The organism is Terriglobia bacterium (genome assembly GCA_036496425.1).
In the GTDB taxonomy this organism is placed as follows: domain Bacteria; phylum Acidobacteriota; class Terriglobia; order 20CM-2-55-15; family 20CM-2-55-15; genus 20CM-2-55-15.
Window position 1 is genome coordinate 1 of the sequence record DASXLG010000200.1, and the last position, 18,124, is coordinate 18,124.

The 18,124-nt window shown below is 57.0% G+C and carries 14 protein-coding genes; 6 read left to right on the top strand and 8 right to left on the bottom strand.

Annotation, left to right across the window (positions count from 1 at the left end; genetic code table 11):
• From VGK48_14240 to VGK48_14250, 3 genes are all read left to right on the top strand, one after another.
• A partial coding sequence (locus VGK48_14240) for a hypothetical protein (protein ID HEY2382334.1) occupies positions 1-286 on the top strand: 286 nt, incomplete at its 5' end.
• 70 nt (positions 287-356) lie between these two features.
• A complete protein-coding gene (locus tag VGK48_14245) occupies positions 357-2,534 on the top strand; it encodes a bifunctional (p)ppGpp synthetase/guanosine-3',5'-bis(diphosphate) 3'-pyrophosphohydrolase (protein HEY2382335.1) in 2,178 nt (725 codons plus the stop codon).
• Positions 2,535-2,539: 5 nt separating this feature from the next.
• Positions 2,540-2,926, top strand: coding sequence for a RidA family protein (locus VGK48_14250; GenBank protein ID HEY2382336.1), 387 nt, complete (start codon positions 2,540-2,542; stop codon positions 2,924-2,926).
• Here VGK48_14250 and VGK48_14255 read toward each other — a convergent pair.
• The 4 genes from VGK48_14255 to rpmB form a co-directional block, all read right to left on the bottom strand.
• Positions 2,919-6,806: a translocation/assembly module TamB domain-containing protein gene (locus VGK48_14255; protein HEY2382337.1), complete on the bottom strand. Its 3,888-nt coding sequence runs from the start codon at positions 6,804-6,806 to the stop codon at positions 2,919-2,921. The two genes, VGK48_14250 and VGK48_14255, sit on opposite strands and share 8 nt — an antisense overlap.
• Positions 6,790-7,356, bottom strand: a complete 567-nt coding sequence (locus VGK48_14260) for a hypothetical protein (GenBank protein ID HEY2382338.1) — start codon at positions 7,354-7,356, stop codon at positions 6,790-6,792. The genes VGK48_14255 and VGK48_14260 overlap by 17 nt, the downstream gene beginning before the upstream one ends.
• 52 nt (positions 7,357-7,408) lie before the next feature.
• Positions 7,409-10,123: an outer membrane protein assembly factor BamA gene (bamA, locus tag VGK48_14265; GenBank protein HEY2382339.1), complete on the bottom strand. Its 2,715-nt coding sequence runs from the start codon at positions 10,121-10,123 to the stop codon at positions 7,409-7,411.
• A gap of 66 nt (positions 10,124-10,189) precedes the next feature.
• Positions 10,190-10,375, bottom strand: a complete 186-nt coding sequence (rpmB, locus tag VGK48_14270; GenBank protein HEY2382340.1) for a 50S ribosomal protein L28 — start codon at positions 10,373-10,375, stop codon at positions 10,190-10,192.
• A 113-nt stretch (positions 10,376-10,488) separates the two neighbouring features.
• Here rpmB and VGK48_14275 point away from each other — a divergent pair, with 113 nt between their 5' ends.
• Positions 10,489-11,520 carry a peptidylprolyl isomerase gene (locus tag VGK48_14275; protein ID HEY2382341.1) on the top strand — a complete coding sequence of 344 codons (1,032 nt, stop codon included), beginning with the start codon at positions 10,489-10,491 and terminating at the stop codon, positions 11,518-11,520.
• 93 nt (positions 11,521-11,613) lie between these two features.
• Here the strand turns inward: VGK48_14275 and VGK48_14280 are convergent, their stop codons facing one another.
• The 4 genes from VGK48_14280 to VGK48_14295 are packed head-to-tail and all read right to left on the bottom strand — an operon-like array spanning position 11,614 to position 16,100.
• Positions 11,614-12,111, bottom strand: a complete 498-nt coding sequence (locus VGK48_14280; GenBank protein HEY2382342.1) for a biotin/lipoyl-containing protein — start codon at positions 12,109-12,111, stop codon at positions 11,614-11,616.
• Positions 12,108-13,610: an acetyl-CoA carboxylase biotin carboxylase subunit gene (gene accC, locus VGK48_14285; GenBank protein HEY2382343.1), complete on the bottom strand. Its 1,503-nt coding sequence runs from the start codon at positions 13,608-13,610 to the stop codon at positions 12,108-12,110. Before accC ends, VGK48_14280 begins: the two co-directional genes overlap by 4 nt.
• Entirely contained in the window at positions 13,610-14,944 is a 1,335-nt protein-coding gene (locus VGK48_14290; protein ID HEY2382344.1) for an amidase, read from the bottom strand. Before VGK48_14290 ends, accC begins: the two co-directional genes overlap by 1 nt.
• A complete protein-coding gene (locus VGK48_14295) occupies positions 14,937-16,100 on the bottom strand; it encodes an O-antigen ligase family protein (protein ID HEY2382345.1) in 1,164 nt (387 codons plus the stop codon). Before VGK48_14295 ends, VGK48_14290 begins: the two co-directional genes overlap by 8 nt.
• 190 nt (positions 16,101-16,290) lie before the next feature.
• Between VGK48_14295 and VGK48_14300 the strand changes: the two genes are divergently transcribed.
• Positions 16,291-17,070, top strand: coding sequence for an ABC transporter ATP-binding protein (locus VGK48_14300; GenBank protein HEY2382346.1), 780 nt, complete (start codon positions 16,291-16,293; stop codon positions 17,068-17,070).
• Entirely contained in the window at positions 16,994-18,070 is a 1,077-nt protein-coding gene (locus VGK48_14305; protein HEY2382347.1) for an iron ABC transporter permease, read from the top strand. The genes VGK48_14300 and VGK48_14305 overlap by 77 nt, the downstream gene beginning before the upstream one ends.
• Positions 18,071-18,124: the final 54 nt, after the last annotated feature.

The window sequence follows — 18,124 nt, forward strand, 5'->3', positions numbered from 1 at the left end:
CCTCGATTGGGGGATTGTGTTCGACAAAAACAACACCGACTCCAAAGAGGACCAGGTGAAGTTGATCGATGAAGGACTGGGCAGTCTCGATAAGGCGCTCTCGCTGAAACCCGATTATGAAGATGCGATGACTTTCAAAAATCTTCTGTTTCGGCAGAAAGCGGATCGCAGCGATAACGAAGACGATAAGAAAAAGCTCACCGCCATGGCAGACGAGTGGTTCAACAAAGCCCTCGACACCCGCAAGAAAAACGCGGAAAAGAAACAGGCCGTCGGCGGTAACTAGTCCGGTTTCAGTTCATTCAAGGGGAACGGGTTTTCGCGCCCGTTCCCTTTTTTTCATATAATCAACCTACATGATTCGTCTCGAGGAGATCCTCGATAAGGTCGAGAAATACCACTCTGGTGACAATCTCGATCTCATTCGACGGGCGTACATTTTTTCCGCCAAGGAGCACAAAGGACAGGTCCGCGCTTCCGGCGAGCCCTACCTTACCCATCCTCTCGAGGTCGCCAACTTATTGGCGGAAATGAAGATGGATGCCGTCACTGTCAGCGTCGGCCTCCTCCACGACGTCGTCGAAGACACGCTGACGACCCTGGAAAAAATCGAGGAACTGTTCGGCGCGGACGTGGCCCACATCGTCGACGGCGTCACAAAAATCAGCCAGATTCCATTTACCTCGAAGGAGGAAAAACAGGCGGAGAATTTCCGGAAAATGCTGTTGGCCATGACCGACGACATCCGGGTCATCATGGTTAAATTTGCCGACCGGTTGCACAACATGCGCACGCTGGCCTATCTCACGGCCGACCGACGCGAGGCCATAGCGCGCGAGACGATGGATATATATGCGCCTCTCGCCAACCGTCTGGGAATGGGCAAAATCCGGGGCGAACTGGAGGACCTGTCGTTCAGCTATCTCGATCCGAAGGGATATCAGGAACTGAAAGATGTGGTCGAACGGAATCGCCGGAAGCACGAGGCTTTCCTCGCGGAAGTCACGCAGACCGTTGAGGCGAAAATGAAGGAGCACGGCATACCGTGCGTCACGGAATCGCGCACCAAGCGTCTCTACTCGATCTATCTCAAACTGAAAAAACAGCGCATTGCCATCGATCAGGTATACGACCTGCTTGCTCTGCGCATCATCACCGACACCGTCCAGAACTGCTACGCCGCGCTCGGTGTCATCCACAACACGTGGCGGCCGGTCCCGGGCCGAATCAAGGATTTCATTGCCATGCCCCGCCCCAACATGTATCAGTCTCTGCATACTTCCGTGATCGCGGGCGGGCAGCCGTGCGAAGTGCAGATCCGCACGGCCGAAATGCATCGAATTGCGGAGGAAGGCATCGCGGCGCACTGGAAATATAAAGACGGCAAGCTGGTCGCCGATGACCGCGAAGATCAGCGCGTTTCGTGGCTCCGGCATCTGGTCGAGTGGCAGCAGGAAATGAAGGATCCTGCCGATTTTCTCAGTACCCTCAAAATTGATCTATATCCCGAAGAAGTCTATACGTTCACACCGAAGGGCAAAGTTGTTTCGCTCCCGCGCGACGCCACGCCGGTTGATTTTGCATACGCCATTCATACTGAAGTCGGGCACAGTTGCGTCGGCTCGAAGATCAACGGGCGCATGACTCCGCTTCGCACCAAACTGCGTAACGGCGATATTGTGGAAATCGTCACTCAGCCCGGCCATAAGCCCAGCCGCGACTGGCTCTCCTTCGTCAAGACATCGCGGGCACGCAACAAGATCCGCCACTGGCTTACGGAGCAGGAAAGTGAGAAAGCCATCGAACTGGGCCGCAAGATGCTCGAAAAAGAAGCGCGTAAATACAAACAGAGCGCCAAAGAGCTGATCGAAAGCGACCGCATGGAGGCGATGCTTTCCGATTATGGAACCAATAAGGTCGAGGATCTGCTGTCCGCCATCGGTTACGGAAAAGTGTCCGCCAAGCAGATCATCGGCCGGCTCGCGCCCGACGGACTGAAAGAAGGGGTTGCCGAGGAAGAATCAAAGCTGACTTCTGTTGTGAAGCGCGTGCTCGGCATCGGGAGCGATGCCAAGCTTCAGGTCAAAGGGTTCGACGATCTTCTCGTCTACCGGGCCAAGTGCTGCAATCCGATTCGCGGCGAGGAAGTGATCGGCTATATCACGCGCGGGAAGGGTGTGGCCGTCCATTCCAAGAAGTGTCCGAACGTACAGAACCTGATGTACGACTCCGACCGGAAAATCGAAGTCGAGTGGGCGAGCACTCCGCCTTCTGCCGAAGCCTACGCCGTTCCCCTGACGATTTTGACTGAAGACCGGCCGGGCATGCTGGCCTCGATCGCCGCCGCGATCTCCGAAGTGAAGTCTAATATTTTGAATGTCGAGGCGAGAACCGCAGATGAACGGGGAACGATCGACATCACCGTCGAAATTCCGGACATGAAACACCTGGAACGCGTCATTGCTTCGGTAAAGAAAATCGACGGAGTTTATGACGTCAACCGCTCGACTCGAACCGTCAATACTGCACGCTAACGAACATGAACAATAAATCCGTGGTGTCCACGCTCAGCGCTCCAACCGCAATCGGGCCATATTCACAAGCGATTCGCGCGGGTAACTTTCTCTTCGTCTCCGGCCAGATTCCTATCGATCCGTCGACCGGCAAGGTCATCGAAGCCGCGTCGATTCAGGCTCAAACACGGCGCGTCCTCGATAATCTGCTGTCGATTGTCCAGGCCGCCGGAGGCTCGGCGGAGAACGTTGTCCGGACGACGGTCTTTCTGCGAAACATGAACGATTTCGGTGAAATGAACGCCGTCTACGCGGAGTACTTTCAGTCGGCCTGGCCGTCGCGCTCGACTGTCGAGGTGGCGCGGCTTCCCCGCGACGTGAGTGTCGAAATCGACTGTATCGCTTTTATTTAATTCGGATACGGTGACGGACGTCGAGGCCCAGATTTCCCAGTTCGTCGCGGGACGCGACGATGGATGTATTGCGGCTGACGAAATACTCGATCGTAACCACCTGCTCGCGGTTCGATGACAGGTCCTGGGAGTAGGTAATCGACAAATCTCTTGTGACCTGCTGCGACAGAGTGATGCGTGTGCCCGGTCCGCCGCTCTCCGCTCCGACCTGAAAGGGTTCAATCCGTACATGCGAGCCGTTGAGCAAGCCCAGACGGTTCCCCACGCGCTGTTGAAGGAGGTCAAAAAGAATGGATGCTGCTCCGCTCTGGAAGACCTGTTCGCTGTTTGGCACCGTTTGACCCGCCAGGCTGCGGCTCGCCATCTGCGTCGCAATTTCCTCCCGAGTCTGGCCGCCGGCAATCAGACTTACGATCTCCAGTTCCGGTAATGCAGGCTCCGATCGCAGAGCCAGCTTGGGTTTATCACCAGTTCCGGTAATGGAGAGAATCACTCGATACTCGCGAATTTGAGACTCGGCTTCAATGTCGATCACCGGCCGGATCCGCAGTGGATCGACGAAGTCGATATTGCCCCGCGTCACCGAGTATCGATTCCCCTGGAATGTGAGCGTACCGCCGCTTGCCTCGATATGACCGGTGATCGAGGGCTGACTAACCGTTCCTTTCAAGTCGATATCCACACGAGCTTCAACATTGGCAAGCTGGTTCTGAATTGTGATGTTCTTGCCGCCTTCGATATGAAGCGACAGCCGCATATTCGAGAGCGGGGTCGCATTGGTCTTGAGGGTGGTTTCGTTAAATAACGCGAGGAAGTCCTCAAAGTCGCTGCGATAGGCGAGATTCTGGATCTGGAGGCTTCCGTCCAGCTGCGGTGCTGCAAGTGTTCCACGGAGGTTGAGCTTGCCGTCCACCACGGAACGCAACCCGGCGGGATGGCCCCGAAGCCGCACACCTTCGGCATCAATCAGTATGTTGAGGTTCTGGACCGTCCCAGCCTGCAGGAGCGCAGTCCCCTGAGCGCGCAAAGTGCCGGAGCCGATCTGGCCTACGAAATCGCTGACTGTAATCCGATCGCGATCGAAATTCACTTTGCCGTCCAGATCCGCAATTGCCGCAAATACGCCCGCGCGGCTGAGCGACGCGTGATTGAACATTGCCGAGCCCTGTACATCCGGCGCCTGAATGGTGCCCCCAAGCGTGACTGCAACATTGACTGTGCCGCCCGAGGTGTATTCCGGATACTCTGCTCCAATCAACCCAAGATCGACCTGGCCTTTCACGCTCAGGTTGAGGGGGGCACGTCCTGTCAATCCAACGGTTCCGGCAACGTTGACCAGCGTGGATTGTCCCGACAATGCAACGTCGCTCAGAGCCAGCCGGGTCGAGTCGAAGTCGAAAGTGAACGCCTTCGACGAGCGGAGGTCGATTCCTTCGATGCGAACGTCGGCCGTTTCGATCTTTCCGTCGCCGCGGAGCCGGGTCAGGTCGGTCAGTGTCCCGGACAAGCTCGCGTTGCCTGTTGCGGTCAGAGTTCCCCGCTGGAATTTGGCGATTCGCGCAAAAGGATATTGGGTGAAGCTGGCTTGTGCGGTGAACGGATAGCCCGAAACCGCCGTATTGATTTGCGCCTTCAGGTTGACATCCCTTGAGGCCGTCAAAGCGGCGGTGAGCGCAGGCCCCGCCGATGAAAAGTCGGCTCTGGAATCCGGAAATATCTCACCAAACACGGACAGATTCTGAAACGATGCCGTTCCCCTGATGTTCGGCGCGCTTGCCGTCCCGTCGCCTTGAAGATCTGCCTGGCTCACAATTCCCTGCACGGATTCAGGCAATCCATGGCGGTGAAGCAATTGAAGATCGATCGCCGCGGCCCGCAGGTTGAATTTCAAAGCGGTCGTCATCCGGTTGAACGAGACATTCCCGCTGAGGGTCGATCCATTCCGCTGGATTGTAAGTTGATCGAGCTCGATCACGGGCTCGAAATACCGGAGATGGGCTCGAGTATTTCCAACCGTCTCATTGCCGACGCCGAAATTGTCGGCCCGAGCATCTCCCTCGAGCCGGACAACCGGGGAGAGGGAAGTGATTCTCAAGTCCGCAGAGAACACGCCTGAGATATCGCGGTCCACGAATGGCCGAAGATCAGCGGCTGCAATATGGTTTGACTGAACGCGAAGGTCCAGGGGGGATCCGCTCAACGCGGCGCTGCCATTGATATTCAATACAGATTCGCCCTGGTTGACGCGAACGTCAGCCAGATCGGCGTTCTCGCCGGCCGTGTCCAGCCTGACGTTTCCTGCTCCGGACTGGATGGTCCACTGCCGGTACTTGTGGTTTTGAAGTGTAAATTGTCCGGAGAACACCGGCCTTTCGATTCGCCCTGTCAGGGTTCCTATGAACGAGCCGCTCCCGTTCGCGTCCGAATAGATGAAAGACAGGTCTTTCAAATCGCCCGAGGCGAGGTTCAGCTTCAAGTCTGAAGCGGATTCAGTGATGAGCCCGTCCGCCTGAACCGCCGTTGAATAGAGGCGCAGGCCTGCATTGCTGATCTGTTCTTCCTGAGGGCGCAGCCGGTAATCAAGGGCGCCGTCCAGCGGGAGCGCCACGATGTCCGGAATTGCCGGCGGATTAAAGCTTCGGAGATCGGCATGTCCAGTGAGGTCAAATCTATCGAACTTTCCTTCGAACCAGCCATTGAGCTTTCCGGTCGCATCCGAAAAGATCCGGTACTTCGGATCCCAGGGATAAGCGCGGACCAGATCCGCGGCATTTATGTCTCTGTAATTCAAATCGAGATTGATTCGCGTCGGACCTGGCAGATTTACGATCGAAATTTCCCCCGCGGTTGAACCGCCGAGCATCGCGCTTTTGAATTTCCGCAGAACCAGCCGCCGTTCCGGGAAGCCATACACGTATTCGGCTGTAAACTTTGTCGCATGCCAGCCATCGAAATCGATCGCATCCGATGCCAGATTTCCCTGGGTCTGATAGTAACCATTGCCGAATTGCATGTATCCGCGGGCATCGGCTCTTCCGGCAAAGGTTTCGTCCGTAAAAAAGTAGTTCAGAAAAGGAACCTGAAGATCGGCCGTGTACGCCAGTCTTCCCGAGACCTTATTGCTGATGACCTGATCGACGCGGCCCTGAAGCACGACTTTGCTTCTGCCCGATGTCACTAGAATTTTTTGCGCGATGATGTTCGCCCGCGTGTAATCGACATCCGCGGTCATGGTGTACGGAATCGCCGGATCCACGTTCGGGGTGCGGTCGAAGACGCCGTCGTATTGCAAGTGCGTCTGCAGGACCTCGCGCCGATCGAAGTAAATCAGGTCAGCCGTCAGGTTCTGCGCCGAAAAATCGATATTGTCGTGTTGCTCATTGACGATGGCCGAGCCTCCAACGATTTTGCAGCTTCGCACGGAAATGGAGAATTGAAAGCGTTGTCCATTGGATCGCGGGGCCGCGTCTTTCGGCGGTGCCGGTACGTTTGTCTGTCCATCCGGCTGCACCAGAAGATGAAACTCCGGTCGAGATATTGTCAGCTCCGACAGGTCGATGCGATGTTCGAGGAGCGTTCGCAGATTCACCCCGACTTCGATCCGGCGAATGAATGCTAACGGCGCCTCTTCGGCTGGTTCGAGGCCGCGTAGCGTCAGGTCGTCGAGCACGAAACGCTCGGACAAAAAGCTCCAGTGAAAATCCCCAAGACTGACGTTCGCGCCGGACTTCCGCGCGATTTGTTCGACAATGTACTGCCGAACCCGGGAGTGGAAAGCATTCGATCCGAGGTACGAAGCGATCGTTCCGATTACAGCCAGAAATGCAATGAGTGTGCCGGCAAGCGCCAGTAAAATCCGGCGCCTACTGAAAAATCTCAATGTTGCTCCTTGCGCGAATCGCTTCGAGCCACCCGTCGACATCGTGATTGATCTGTTCCTGAACCACGTTGTTTCTAATGGCGTCCGTTATCGAAGCGAGCGGCGGGATCGGATCCAGGCCGCGGTTCTTCGCTTCAGGCACGAAGACTTCATCGTAATACTTCTGAAGATCCTGATCGCTGGGCCGGATGAACTGGCGGAAACGCAAATCGAAGTATTTTTGCATCCGGAGCCGGCGGCCGATGGCCGCGCGGATCGCTGGGGATGGCACACCTTCCTGCGGAGGCGACTTCTGGAGTTCGCGGTCGATTTCCTCCGGACTGACATCGACGCCTGGAAAATCCGAACTTTGTTTTTCGATCAGGTAGTTGTCGATCATGTCACGGATAAGGGCCGTATCGTCGTTCTCCGGTTTATCGCCCAGCCGCGTGCGGATTTCGCGTTCCTGGCGGAGATCACTGAGGGTGATGACGTGACCTTCGACAACGGCCACCATCTTGTCGATGACTTCAGCGCGGGCCGCAGGCGGAGCCGGGCAGACCAGGAACAATACGCCCCACGCGATAGCGCACCACCCACGTGATTCGCGGCCGGACACTTTCCTAAAACGGGTTTCCCAGCGTGAAAAAAACATGAAGCCTGCTTGTGTTGATGCCGTTCACATCCGGATTCAAATTGATGCCGAAATCCAGCCTAACCGGTCCCAGGGGAGTTTGATATCGAAAGCCGTAGCCGACCGTGTGGCTGAAACTCGAAAGGCTGACGGCTGAGAGCTGCGGAAATACGTTTCCAGTATCGTAGAAGACGGCTCCCCTCACTCCCGAGATGGGAGAGATACGCAACGGGAAGCGGTATTCCAGGTTTCCCAGCGTCATCACATTTCCACCGAGCGGCTGTGCTTCGTCAAAGCCATATCCACGCAGAGTTGTCGATCCGCCCGCAAAATAGCGTTCGGTCGGAGGCAATCCCGTTTGTGTGGTGCTTTTAAAAGGATGGTTCCAGCCGAACCGCGTGGATGAAACCAATACGGAATTATTTCCAACCGGCACGTATGCGTCATATTCATTGTAGAGCGACGTGAAATTGATCTCTGAACCGAGCGCCCGGCCGGCTATCTGAAACGTAGTTGTGGTAAATGACCCCGACCTGGGATTGGCGGGATCGTTCCGGCGATCCTGAATGTACGACGTTCCAACCCGCGCGATTTGAATGATGCCCCGTTCGGCCGGGAGTGTCAGGGCGTGAATATTGACCCGGATGTCCTGCAGATCGACCGTTTGATAGCCCGCGGTCACCAGAAAATTCCGCTGAGGCGAGATTCGCTTCAGAGCCTGCACGGAAAAATCGATGCGGTTGGCCGTGAAATCCGGCTGTTCGGTGTGCTCGATGAAAGCCGACGCAAAACCGTCCATGTCGTGATTGAACAAGTGCGGTTCCTTGAATGTGACTTGCGCCAGGCGCTCGCGGCTGCTGAGACGTGTGCGGAGGCTGATCGTGCGGTTGAGACCGAGCAGATTGTCGTGGGAAATTTCGAATGTTCCTCGCGCGTGTTCGAATTCCTGGTAGCCCACCCCATAAGTGAGCAGGATCGGCTTGGCATCCTCCACCTGGATCAGGAGATTCCGGATTCCAGGGATTCCCTGGTCGAGCGTAACGATTTCGACTTTGCTGAATAGTCCCGTTGCGTACAGCCGTTGCTGCGCTTCCAGAACGGCGCCGGGATCATACGGCTTGTAAGATTGCAGGCCGCTGTTGCGCCGGACGATCTTCTCCTTGGTGAGAGTGTTGCCCATTACCAGAATCGCGCCCACCTGATACGTCCGTCCCTCGGTGATATTGAAGGATACGCTCACATCATTGCTCGACTCGACGCGTTCCACCGTCCGTTCCACGCTGACATCCGCGTACCCTTTTGAATAATAAAGTTGCGTTATGGTCGCGCGGGCCTGGTCGACCGTCCCGGACGTGTAGACGTCTCCAACCTTGAAGCCCAGCTTTTCAAGCAGTTGCTGGTCCGAAACGGCGGCATTGCCCATGATGGATACAGACGCGACGTGAAACTGTTTGCCCTCCTGAATCTGGATAGTGGCGTTGATCGTGTGCCCCTCGTCTGCCGTACTCGTGGTAACCACTGTTCCTTCGAAGCCGGCATTGGCGTACATCGCTTCGATCGTGTGTTTGTCGTCTTCGAGAATCTGCGTACTGAAGACGCCCGGTTTCAGAAACTGGCTGGCTCGCGTCTTGATATGGTTGTGAATATCGTCGGTTGTGAAGTAACGATTACCTTCGATCCGCAGGTTCGCCGTTTCATGTTTTGGGCCGGGATCGATCGTGTAATTCACCTGCACCGCATCTCCGAGCGGCGGTACAACCTGTACGGTTTCCGACGTCACGCTGGCGTCGAAGTAACCTCTTTGCCGCATGTACCCCGTTATAGCCTCGCCACCTTCATCGATAAGGTCCTTGGCGACCATACCTTCCTCGTAGATCGGCACCAGCTCCTTCAGGTTCTTGTTTGGAACCTTGTAGCCTCGCGTGTCCACTAGCGCAAATTCTCCGGGTTGCACCATGATGTCCAGAGCGACCGTATTTGTGGCGGCATTGTACTGGCGGTTCGCCGTGACTCGCGTGTTTAGAAAATCGAGATTCGTGAACTTGGTCCGAACCTGGGTAAGGGCTTTGTCCACCTTCGACGCCGAAAAATCGTTTCCGGGCTTGAGCCCGAAAATTTTGAGCAATTTGTCATGGGGATATGTGTCTTCGCCTCCCTGGACGCGGATCACACCGATCTTCGCTCTGGCGCCGGCCATTGCTTTCAGTGTGACGACCGCCAGCCTTCTCTGATCGTCAAAGCTGGGGGATGCGCTGACGGTAACCTGAAAATATCCTTCGTTCTTCAGCGTGTCCGTCGTGTCCTTGACAACCTTGTCCACCAACGATGTGCGGAACTTTTCGCCAATCGGCAGACGGACGTATGACGACAACGATTTCTCCAGAAGGTTGTCCGGCTCCAGTCGGAAGGTGCTGAAAAAGTAGTTCTGTTTGACCTGAAAGGTCAGCGCCGTACCGCTGCCGGCCGCAGCAGCGGCTTCGACTTCGACGTAGCTGTAATGCCCGGAGTCGTAGAGCGCCTGAATCGCGGCCCGAAGATTCTCGACGCTGAGAATGTCACCGCGATGAAGCGGGAGGGAATCCAGGTCGGTTTGAGAGTCGGCTCCCGACAGGCTGATGTTCGAAATACGGGTGCCGTAGTACTGCTGTTGCGCCAGCGCGAAGCATGGCAACAGCAGACCGACAATGAAACCTGGCACCTTCATTCAACCTGCGACGCTCCCGCACTTTTAGACGCGATTCGTTAGGAAGGTAGCAATCTCAGGAAAAGTTCAGGCTTTCGTGATTCGGCCGGATCGGATGCAGCTGGTGCAAACTCGCATACTCTTGTGGGTCTTTCCGTCGAGGACTCGGACCCGCTGAAGATTCGGATTCCACCGTCTCCTCGTCAGATTATGGGCGTGGCTTACCCGATTCCCATAAATCGGCCCTTTATTACAGATTTCGCAGCGCGCCATGAGGGCAATCTCCCTTATAAAATAGAGAAAAAAGTATACCACACGGTCCTGATGAGCCGGTGACTGTTGTGCTAGAATGGCCGTTATTTCTCACGGTATTGGAGTGTCCTGTAATGAAACCTTTGATTCTTTCGGCCCTTTTGGCCGGTCTGTTAGTGACCGCATCCTGCGGTTCCGATTCCTCCGCCTCCGCCAACGTCGTGGCGCGCGTGAACGGGAAGGATATATCGACCGCCGAGCTTGAAAAGCAGGTTCAGGTACAGCTGAATGGCGCCGAAAAACCCGGGTCCGCCGAAGAACAGGAAGACATGAAGCTTCAAGTTCTTAACCAGTTGATCAATAACCAGATCCTGCTGGAATTGGCGTCGGCCGCGAACCTGAATGCCACGGATGCCGAAGTCGATGTCAAATTCAACGAGTTGAAGAGCCAGGGCACCGAAGAGCAGTTCAAGGAAATGCTCAAAAATCAGAAGATGACCGTCGATGACGTTCGTAGTGAATTGCGGAAAAGCATCGCGATCGATAAGCTGGTCAATAAGGAGATCACGTCGAAAATCTCCGTAACTGACGCAGAAATAAAGGCTTTCTACGACAAAAACAAAGAAAGCTTTAACCTCCCGGAGAGCTACCACATTGCTCACATCCTGGTGACCCCGGTCGCCGATCCGGACCTTCACAACGCCAATAACGACGATGCCAAGTCGCCGGAAGAAGCCAAAGCCAAGGCTGCGCGGCTCCTCAAGGAAATTCAGGGCGGAAAAGATTTCGCCACAGTCGCCAGAGAGTCGTCCGAGGACCCGAGCTCCGGCCCGAACGGCGGCGACTTGAATTTCCAGCCCCTGCAGGCTATCGAAAACATCGATCCGAGGTTGGGCCCGGCTGTCCAGAAAATGAAGGTCGGTGAAACCTATCCCCAGGTCATCGAAACCCGTTTCGGTTTCCACATCCTGAAGCTTCTCGAAAAGGATGCCGGCGGCCAGAAGGATTTGGCCGATGCTCGCGTTCAGGCCAATGTACGTCAGCAGATCTTCAATCGCAAAGACCAGACCTTGAAGAATGCATTCTCCGAGGCTTCACGAAACAAGGCCACAGTCGTGAATTACCTCGCCCAACGCATTCTCGATAACGCCGGCAAGGCGCAGTAAGAAAATTAGCCACAAAAGGCACAAAAGGAAACAAAAAAGGGTCTGACCCCATCATGTTTCCTTTGTGCCTTTTGTGGCTAATTTTCCCTTTTTCTATTCGACGACGGCGAGCAGATCCCCGGCATTTACCGCCGCAGCTTCCTGAACGGCGACCCGCTTCACGATTCCGTCTTTCGGCGACTTGATCTCGTTCTGCATCTTCATCGCTTCCATCACGAGGACGCCCTGGTTCGCATGCACTTCATCGCCCGGTTGCAGCAGCATCTTCACAATCTTTCCCGGCATCGGAGCGCGTAACTCCACTTCGCCGTCATGGCTGTGATGTGTGGCCTTGCGCAGGGCGGCGCGGGCATCGACAATCTCGACGGCGTGATGCCGGCCGCCGACCGAAACCTCGTACCCTTCCCGTGCGGCCGTTACGGCCAGTTCGATCGAACGATTATTCCAACTGAACCAGTACACGCCTGGCTCCACATTCTTCGCTTCGAGAGTGTAGGTTCGTCCGGCAATCTGCGCTTGAATGTTTCGCGGATCGCTGAGATCGATCTCGACGTCCACAGGCTCGCCCGCAACGATGACACTGTATTTCATTGCTGCCTCAAGCCCCGCCTTCGGCCGTCGAGTTTCCACAAGCTCTCGGGCTGGCTTGCGGATTGCGACACCGGCGCAATCCGGGTGGAGTCGAAGATCAGGCCGGCAATCGCTGCGAGATCTTTCATCGCCTGCTCGTCGGCCGGCGGATCGCTGCGTTTCTCCCTCCATTTGCTGATAAACCCGATATCGAACTCGCCGTTAAGAAAATCCGGATCCTTGAGAATTTCGAGGAAGAACGACACGTTCGACTTGATTCCCTCGATATGGTATTCGCGCAACGCCCGCCGCATGCGATCAATCGCTTCGGTGCGCGTCGCTCCCCATGTGACGAGTTTCGAAATCATCGGGTCGTAATCGATCGGCACAGTCCAGCCTTCGTACACACCGCTGTCGTCGCGGACGCCAGGTCCGGAAGGAGTTCTCAACCTCACGATCTTGCCCGGGGCCGGATAGAAGTTATTCTCCGGGTCCTCCGCGTAGATCCTGCATTCGACGGCGGAACCGCGCAGCGTGACATCTTCCTGCCGGATAGGAAGCGTTTCACCGTTAGCGACCATGATCTGCAGCCGGACGAGATCGAGGCCCGTCACCATCTCCGTCACGGGATGCTCCACCTGCAGTCGGGTATTCATCTCCAGGAAGTAGAAGTTCCGTCGCCGGTCCACGAGGAATTCCACGGTGCCCGCATTGGTGTAGTTGGCGGCTTTGACCACCTTGAGCGCGGCTTCGCCCATTCGCTGCCGGAGGTCGGGGTCAATTATCGGCGAGGGGCACTCCTCGACCACTTTCTGGTGCCGCCGCTGGATCGTGCAGTCGCGTTCGCCCAGATAAACAGCGTTGCCATGCCGGTCGGCCAGGATCTGGATCTCGACGTGATGCGGCTGTTCGACAAATTTCTCGATATAGATGGTGTCGTCGCCGAATGCAGCAAGCGCTTCGGAGCGCGTTGTCCGCAGAGCGCTTCCAAGGTCGCTTTCGGCTTCCACCAGGCGCAGACCTTTTCCGCCGCCGCCTCCCGAAGCCTTCAACATGATCGGGTAGCCGACCGAGGACGCGATCTTTCGCGCTTCTTCATCGGATGCGATCGGATCGAGCGTGCCGGGAACGGATTCCACGCCGTATCTGGCGACGGCGCGGCGGGCTTCGATCTTCGAACCCATCAGCTCGATGGAATCTGAAGACGGGCCTATAAAGATAATCCCGGCGTCCTCGCAAGCTTTGGCGAAGGCCGCATTCTCGGCGAGAAAACCATAACCAGGGTGGATCGCTTCGGCTTTCGACTTCTTTGCAACGTCGATGATTTTTCCGATAACCAGATAGCTTTCGCGTGAAGGTGCCGGGCCGATGAAATAAGCCTCGTCCGCCATCCGAACGTGCAGCGCGCCGCGGTCCGCTTCGGAATAGACGGCGGCCGTGCCGATTCCCATGTCACCGCATGTGCGGATAATGCGGACGGCGATCTCGCCCCGGTTCGCAACCAGGATCTTCTTAATCATCATGAAATCGCGGGACGCCGCTCAAACCAGCGCGCGTTCTGCTCATAAGCGTGTGCCACACGTAATACCGTTTCCTCATCGCAGGTCTTGCCGATGATCTGCATCCCGATCGGAAGTCCATCCCTGGTGAATCCGCACGGTACGGAGATCGCCGGCACACCAGCCAGATTAAAGTATCGCGTGAAGCGGCCTAATGCGGCGATGGCTGTTTGATTCAGAGCGTCGATTCGCGGCGCCGGAATGGGGACGGTGGGCGTCACCATGACATCGCATTTCTCGAAGGCTTTCGCGCACTCGGACTGGATTTGTCTTCGCACCTCACAGGCTCGAACATAGTCCACCGATAACAGAGTTCGTCCGGATTCTAGCCGGGTTCGAACGTCGGCGCCATAGAGTTCGCCATGTTCCTCCAAGTGTCGTTCATGGTAGGCATACGCCTCCGGCGAAGCAATCTGCACCCAGGCACCGGAATGCGCCGGAACGGTGGCCAGACCCACATCGACGATTTTCGCACCGAGCCGTTCCATGGAGCCCAGCCCCTTGCGCACCGCCGTCGCCACATCCGGATCAAGTTGTTCGTAAAAATACGTGTGGGGAATTCCAATACGGATGTTCCGGATATCGCCGGTTAGGGAATCGATATATTTCGGAGACGGAATATTCTCTTCGGTGATCACTTGCAGCAGCAAAGCCGCATCCTCGACAGTCCTTGTCATTGGCCCGGCGTGATCCAGCGAACACGATAGAGGAATGATTCCTTTCACACTCACTTTGCCATATGTCGGCTTGAGCCCGACGATTCCACACAGTGCCGCCGGAATCCGGATCGATCCGCCGGTATCCGTTCCGAGCGATCCAAGACCCATACTCCATGCCACCGCAACTGCCGATCCGCCGCTTGATCCACCGGCGATGTGTGCGCGATGCCATGGATTCAAGGCCGTTCCGAAATGCGGATTGACGGTTGTTACACCATAGGCGAACTCGTGCAGATTCGTTTTGCCGATGATTGTGGCTCCTGCTCGCTTGAGCCTGGTAACGGCCGCTGCGTCTTCATCTGGAATCCGGTTCGCATAAAGACGGGCGCCGGCCGTGGTTCTCACGCCCTTCGTGTCGTAGAGGTCTTTCACGGAAATCGGAGCTCCATGCAGGGGCGCAATCCCTTCGTTCAGCGGTTCGTCCCGGAGCACGGTGATAAAGGCGCGCACGTCCGGATTGAGCCGATCGATTCGCTCGAGCACCTTCGCGCGCAGTTCGGATGCGGATATCTGCTTCTGCCGGATCAGGCGGATCGCTCCGGCAAGTGTCAGAATGTCGAGTCCATTATCAGGCATTCGCGGTTCGATGCAGTCCATAAGGTATGGAAACGATGAACAGGAGCAGCAGCAGGATCTCGGAATCGCCGAAATTGTATTCAAAAGCGCCTGCGACGAGGAACCCCGTCAATGCCGCCAGCGCGGATATCGAGGTCCACCGTGCATCGGGTGAACCGGTTCTGAAAATGGCGACCAAACCGGCGTAGAGTTCGAAGATGAACCAGAGAAATGCGGCGAGGCACAAGAGGCCGCGTTCGGCGCCGAGTTGAAGAATGTTGTTTTCGAGGTGACCGTAGTAGGAGGGAAGAGGGCCGCCGTAGTAATTTGCAAATTCCGCATGGATACGTTGCGGGCCGACCCCGAACAGCGGATGGGCTTGAATCATCCGGACACCCGCCACCGCCAGCGCCACGCGTCCCGTATCGGGCGCAAAGTTGGGCTGATTAAAACTCATCGAGATCCGGTGATAAATCAGACCGGACGCCGCTACGCCGATGATCGCCACCGGCAGCGCTACGCCGATCAGGACCCGTCGCGGAATCATCAGCGCGGCTATGGCAAACCCTGCAATGGCGCCGAGCCAGACGCTGCGCGTAAAACCCAGAACCAGCGCCGCGCCGATCAGTCCGAGCGGGATCATCCAGCGCCGGCCGAGGATCGCAATGGCCGGGATGGCCGCGCACCAGACCAGCAACTGCTCGTCGCTATACGTAATCCAGTGGCCCATGAAACCGGTGATACGCGCCAACACCATCGGGTCGTCCTTCAGGACCTGCGTCGCCTGGAAGTGCCGGTAAGCGATCGCAAACTGGTAGAGGCCGAACAGCGAACTCAACGCAGCGACAAGGAGGAGCACAGAAATTGAAAGACGCGCTCGCGCCGGAGTGATGACGAGATTTGCGGCCAGGAAGCCCATCGTAAACAGCCAGAATTTGTATATCGCTGCGCGTCCTGAAAGCGGTTCCGGTGACATGGCCAGGGCGAGGATCGTGGCTGCCATGAACGCACAGAGCGGTGCGAAGTAGCTCGGCCAAACGATTGGCCGCGGCCGTACGATGATCCAGACCAGACAGGTAGTCGCGAGAAGCGTTTCTGCAGCGGCGATCGAGATGAGAAGAGCTGTTGCGCTCGCGAGCGTCAGCGCAAACAGCCAACGCTCGCGGTTTTCCGCCATACGGCGGATTCTATTCGATAATGACATTCGTTTGAGGTAAAAATGGGACGGTCATAAAGGGTGTGAAGGCATTGGTTATTGGACGAGAGCAACATTCCCCTCCATTCCAGGGAGGAGCGGCCGCGCAGCGGTCGGCGTGGTTAGTAAAGTTGCGCAGCCGCTTTATAGATGCTGCGAAACCACCGCTTTTATGACACCCGTCCTTGAGATCAACGACCTGTCTTTCGGATACACGTCTTCCGATGTGGTGAGATCCATCACGACGAGCTTCTCTCCCGGAGAGTTCGCCGCACTGGTCGGGCCCAACGGCGCAGGCAAGTCGACGTTGCTCAAAATCATGGGCGGGCTGATCCGCACATATCGTGGCTCTGCGAAATTCTTCGGCGAGGAGATCTCCCGCGTCGCCCCGCGGGACCTGGCGCGGCGGCTCGCCTTCGTCCCGCAGGATACGCAGATGGTGTTTCCTTTCACCGTCGCCGAGATTGTGTTCATGGGCCGCCTGCCGCATCGTCCCAGAACATTGTTCGACAGCCCGGGCGACGCGAGGTCCGCAAGGGAAGCGATGGCGCTGACGGACACGGCGGAGTTCTCGCAGAAACGCTTCAACGAGCTCAGCGGCGGCGAACGCCAGCGCGTCGTCCTGGCCAGCGCGCTGGCGCAAAATCCGGAAGTGCTGCTGCTGGACGAGCCGACCGCGTTTCTCGACCTGAAGCACCAGCTCCAGTTTTACGAGATCCTTGAGCGGCTCAATGCGGAACGCGGTTTGACGATCATCAGCGTCACGCACGATGTTAACCTTGCAGCGCGCTACGCGCCGCGTATGATTGCTCTTCGTTCAGGCAAGTTCATGGCGGACGGAACTCCGGAGCAGGTTCTGACGCCGCAGCACCTTTATGACATCTTTGAAATCACCGCCGCTGTCCTCAAGCGGCCCGACGGCCGCGGCAACTACATTGTTCCGACGGCATGACGAAGGCCTGTCCTTCGGGCGATTTCTCGCCTTCGTCGGGCCCTGCGCGCTGGTGTGCCTGGCGGTGATCCTGGTTGCGCCGTGGATCGGCTCGACGGGCATCACCTGGCGGAACGTCCTGGCCGGCCCGGGAACCGATCGCGATATCTTCCTCATTGCCCGGCTGCCCCGCGTTCTGTTCAGCGCGCTGGCCGGCGGCGCCCTGGCCGTGGCGGGAGTCCTCTTTCAGGCGATTCTGCGAAACTCGCTTGCGGATCCCTTTACGCTCGGCATTTCGGCAGGAAGTTCGTTCGGAGCGGTGGTCGCGATATGGCTCGGCCTCGAGAAGGTGATCTGGGGTATCCCGCTGATCACTGTTGCCGCGTTCGCCGGCGCATTCATGACCATACTTCTCGTTTTCTTCATCGCCAGGACCGGGACGGCACTTCCCACCATGACACTCCTGCTGGCCGGCGTGACGCTGAATTTTATTTTCGCCAGCATGATCATGTTCATTCACTTCGCGGCGAACTTCAGCCAGGGATACCTGATGATTCAGTGGATGATGGGTTCGCTGGATCTCGCCGATCTTTCGACCGTGATTCACGCAGCTCCGTTCGTTCTTGCCTGCGTCGCCGGGCTGATGTGGATGGCGAACGACCTCAATCCTCTGGCCGGCGGCGAAGAGTGGGCCGCCTCAAGGGGGGTGAACCTGCGCCGCGTCAAGAATACTTCGTATTTTGTGGGCTCCGTCCTGACCGGCTCGGTAACCGCCTTCAGCGGTCCAATCGGATTCGTCGGCCTGATCGTGCCTCACGGCGTCCGCCTCGTGGCCGGTCCCGATCACCGGATTCTGATTCCCGCTTCTTTTTTTCTCGGTGCCGCTTTCCTGGTGCTGTGCGACACCCTCGCCCGGACCATCATCGCCCCGACCCAGATTCCCGTCGGTGTCATTACGTCGCTCCTCGGCGGCCCGTTCTTCATCCTCCTGCTGAAGCGCAAACGCGGGGAACTGTGGTGAATCCCGCCTCATTCCCCTATAATTGAATGCCGCGCGGTCATCCCGCGCGGCATT

Bases quoted from the DNA above. Each gene is read 5' to 3' on its own strand.
- VGK48_14245 (HEY2382335.1), top strand. From the start codon at position 357: ATGATTCGTCTCGAGGAGATCCTCGATAAGGTCGAGAAATACCACTCT.
- VGK48_14250 (HEY2382336.1), top strand. From the start codon at position 2,540: ATGAACAATAAATCCGTGGTGTCCACGCTCAGCGCTCCAACCGCAATC.
- bamA (HEY2382339.1), bottom strand. From the start codon at position 10,123: ATGAAGGTGCCAGGTTTCATTGTCGGTCTGCTGTTGCCATGCTTCGCG.
- rpmB (HEY2382340.1), bottom strand. From the start codon at position 10,375: ATGGCGCGCTGCGAAATCTGTAATAAAGGGCCGATTTATGGGAATCGG.
- VGK48_14275 (HEY2382341.1), top strand. From the start codon at position 10,489: ATGAAACCTTTGATTCTTTCGGCCCTTTTGGCCGGTCTGTTAGTGACC.
- VGK48_14280 (HEY2382342.1), bottom strand. From the start codon at position 12,111: ATGAAATACAGTGTCATCGTTGCGGGCGAGCCTGTGGACGTCGAGATC.
- accC (HEY2382343.1), bottom strand. From the start codon at position 13,610: ATGATTAAGAAGATCCTGGTTGCGAACCGGGGCGAGATCGCCGTCCGC.
- VGK48_14290 (HEY2382344.1), bottom strand. From the start codon at position 14,944: ATGCCTGATAATGGACTCGACATTCTGACACTTGCCGGAGCGATCCGC.
- VGK48_14295 (HEY2382345.1), bottom strand. From the start codon at position 16,100: ATGGCGGAAAACCGCGAGCGTTGGCTGTTTGCGCTGACGCTCGCGAGC.
- VGK48_14300 (HEY2382346.1), top strand. From the start codon at position 16,291: ATGACACCCGTCCTTGAGATCAACGACCTGTCTTTCGGATACACGTCT.
- VGK48_14305 (HEY2382347.1), top strand. From the start codon at position 16,994: ATGACATCTTTGAAATCACCGCCGCTGTCCTCAAGCGGCCCGACGGCC.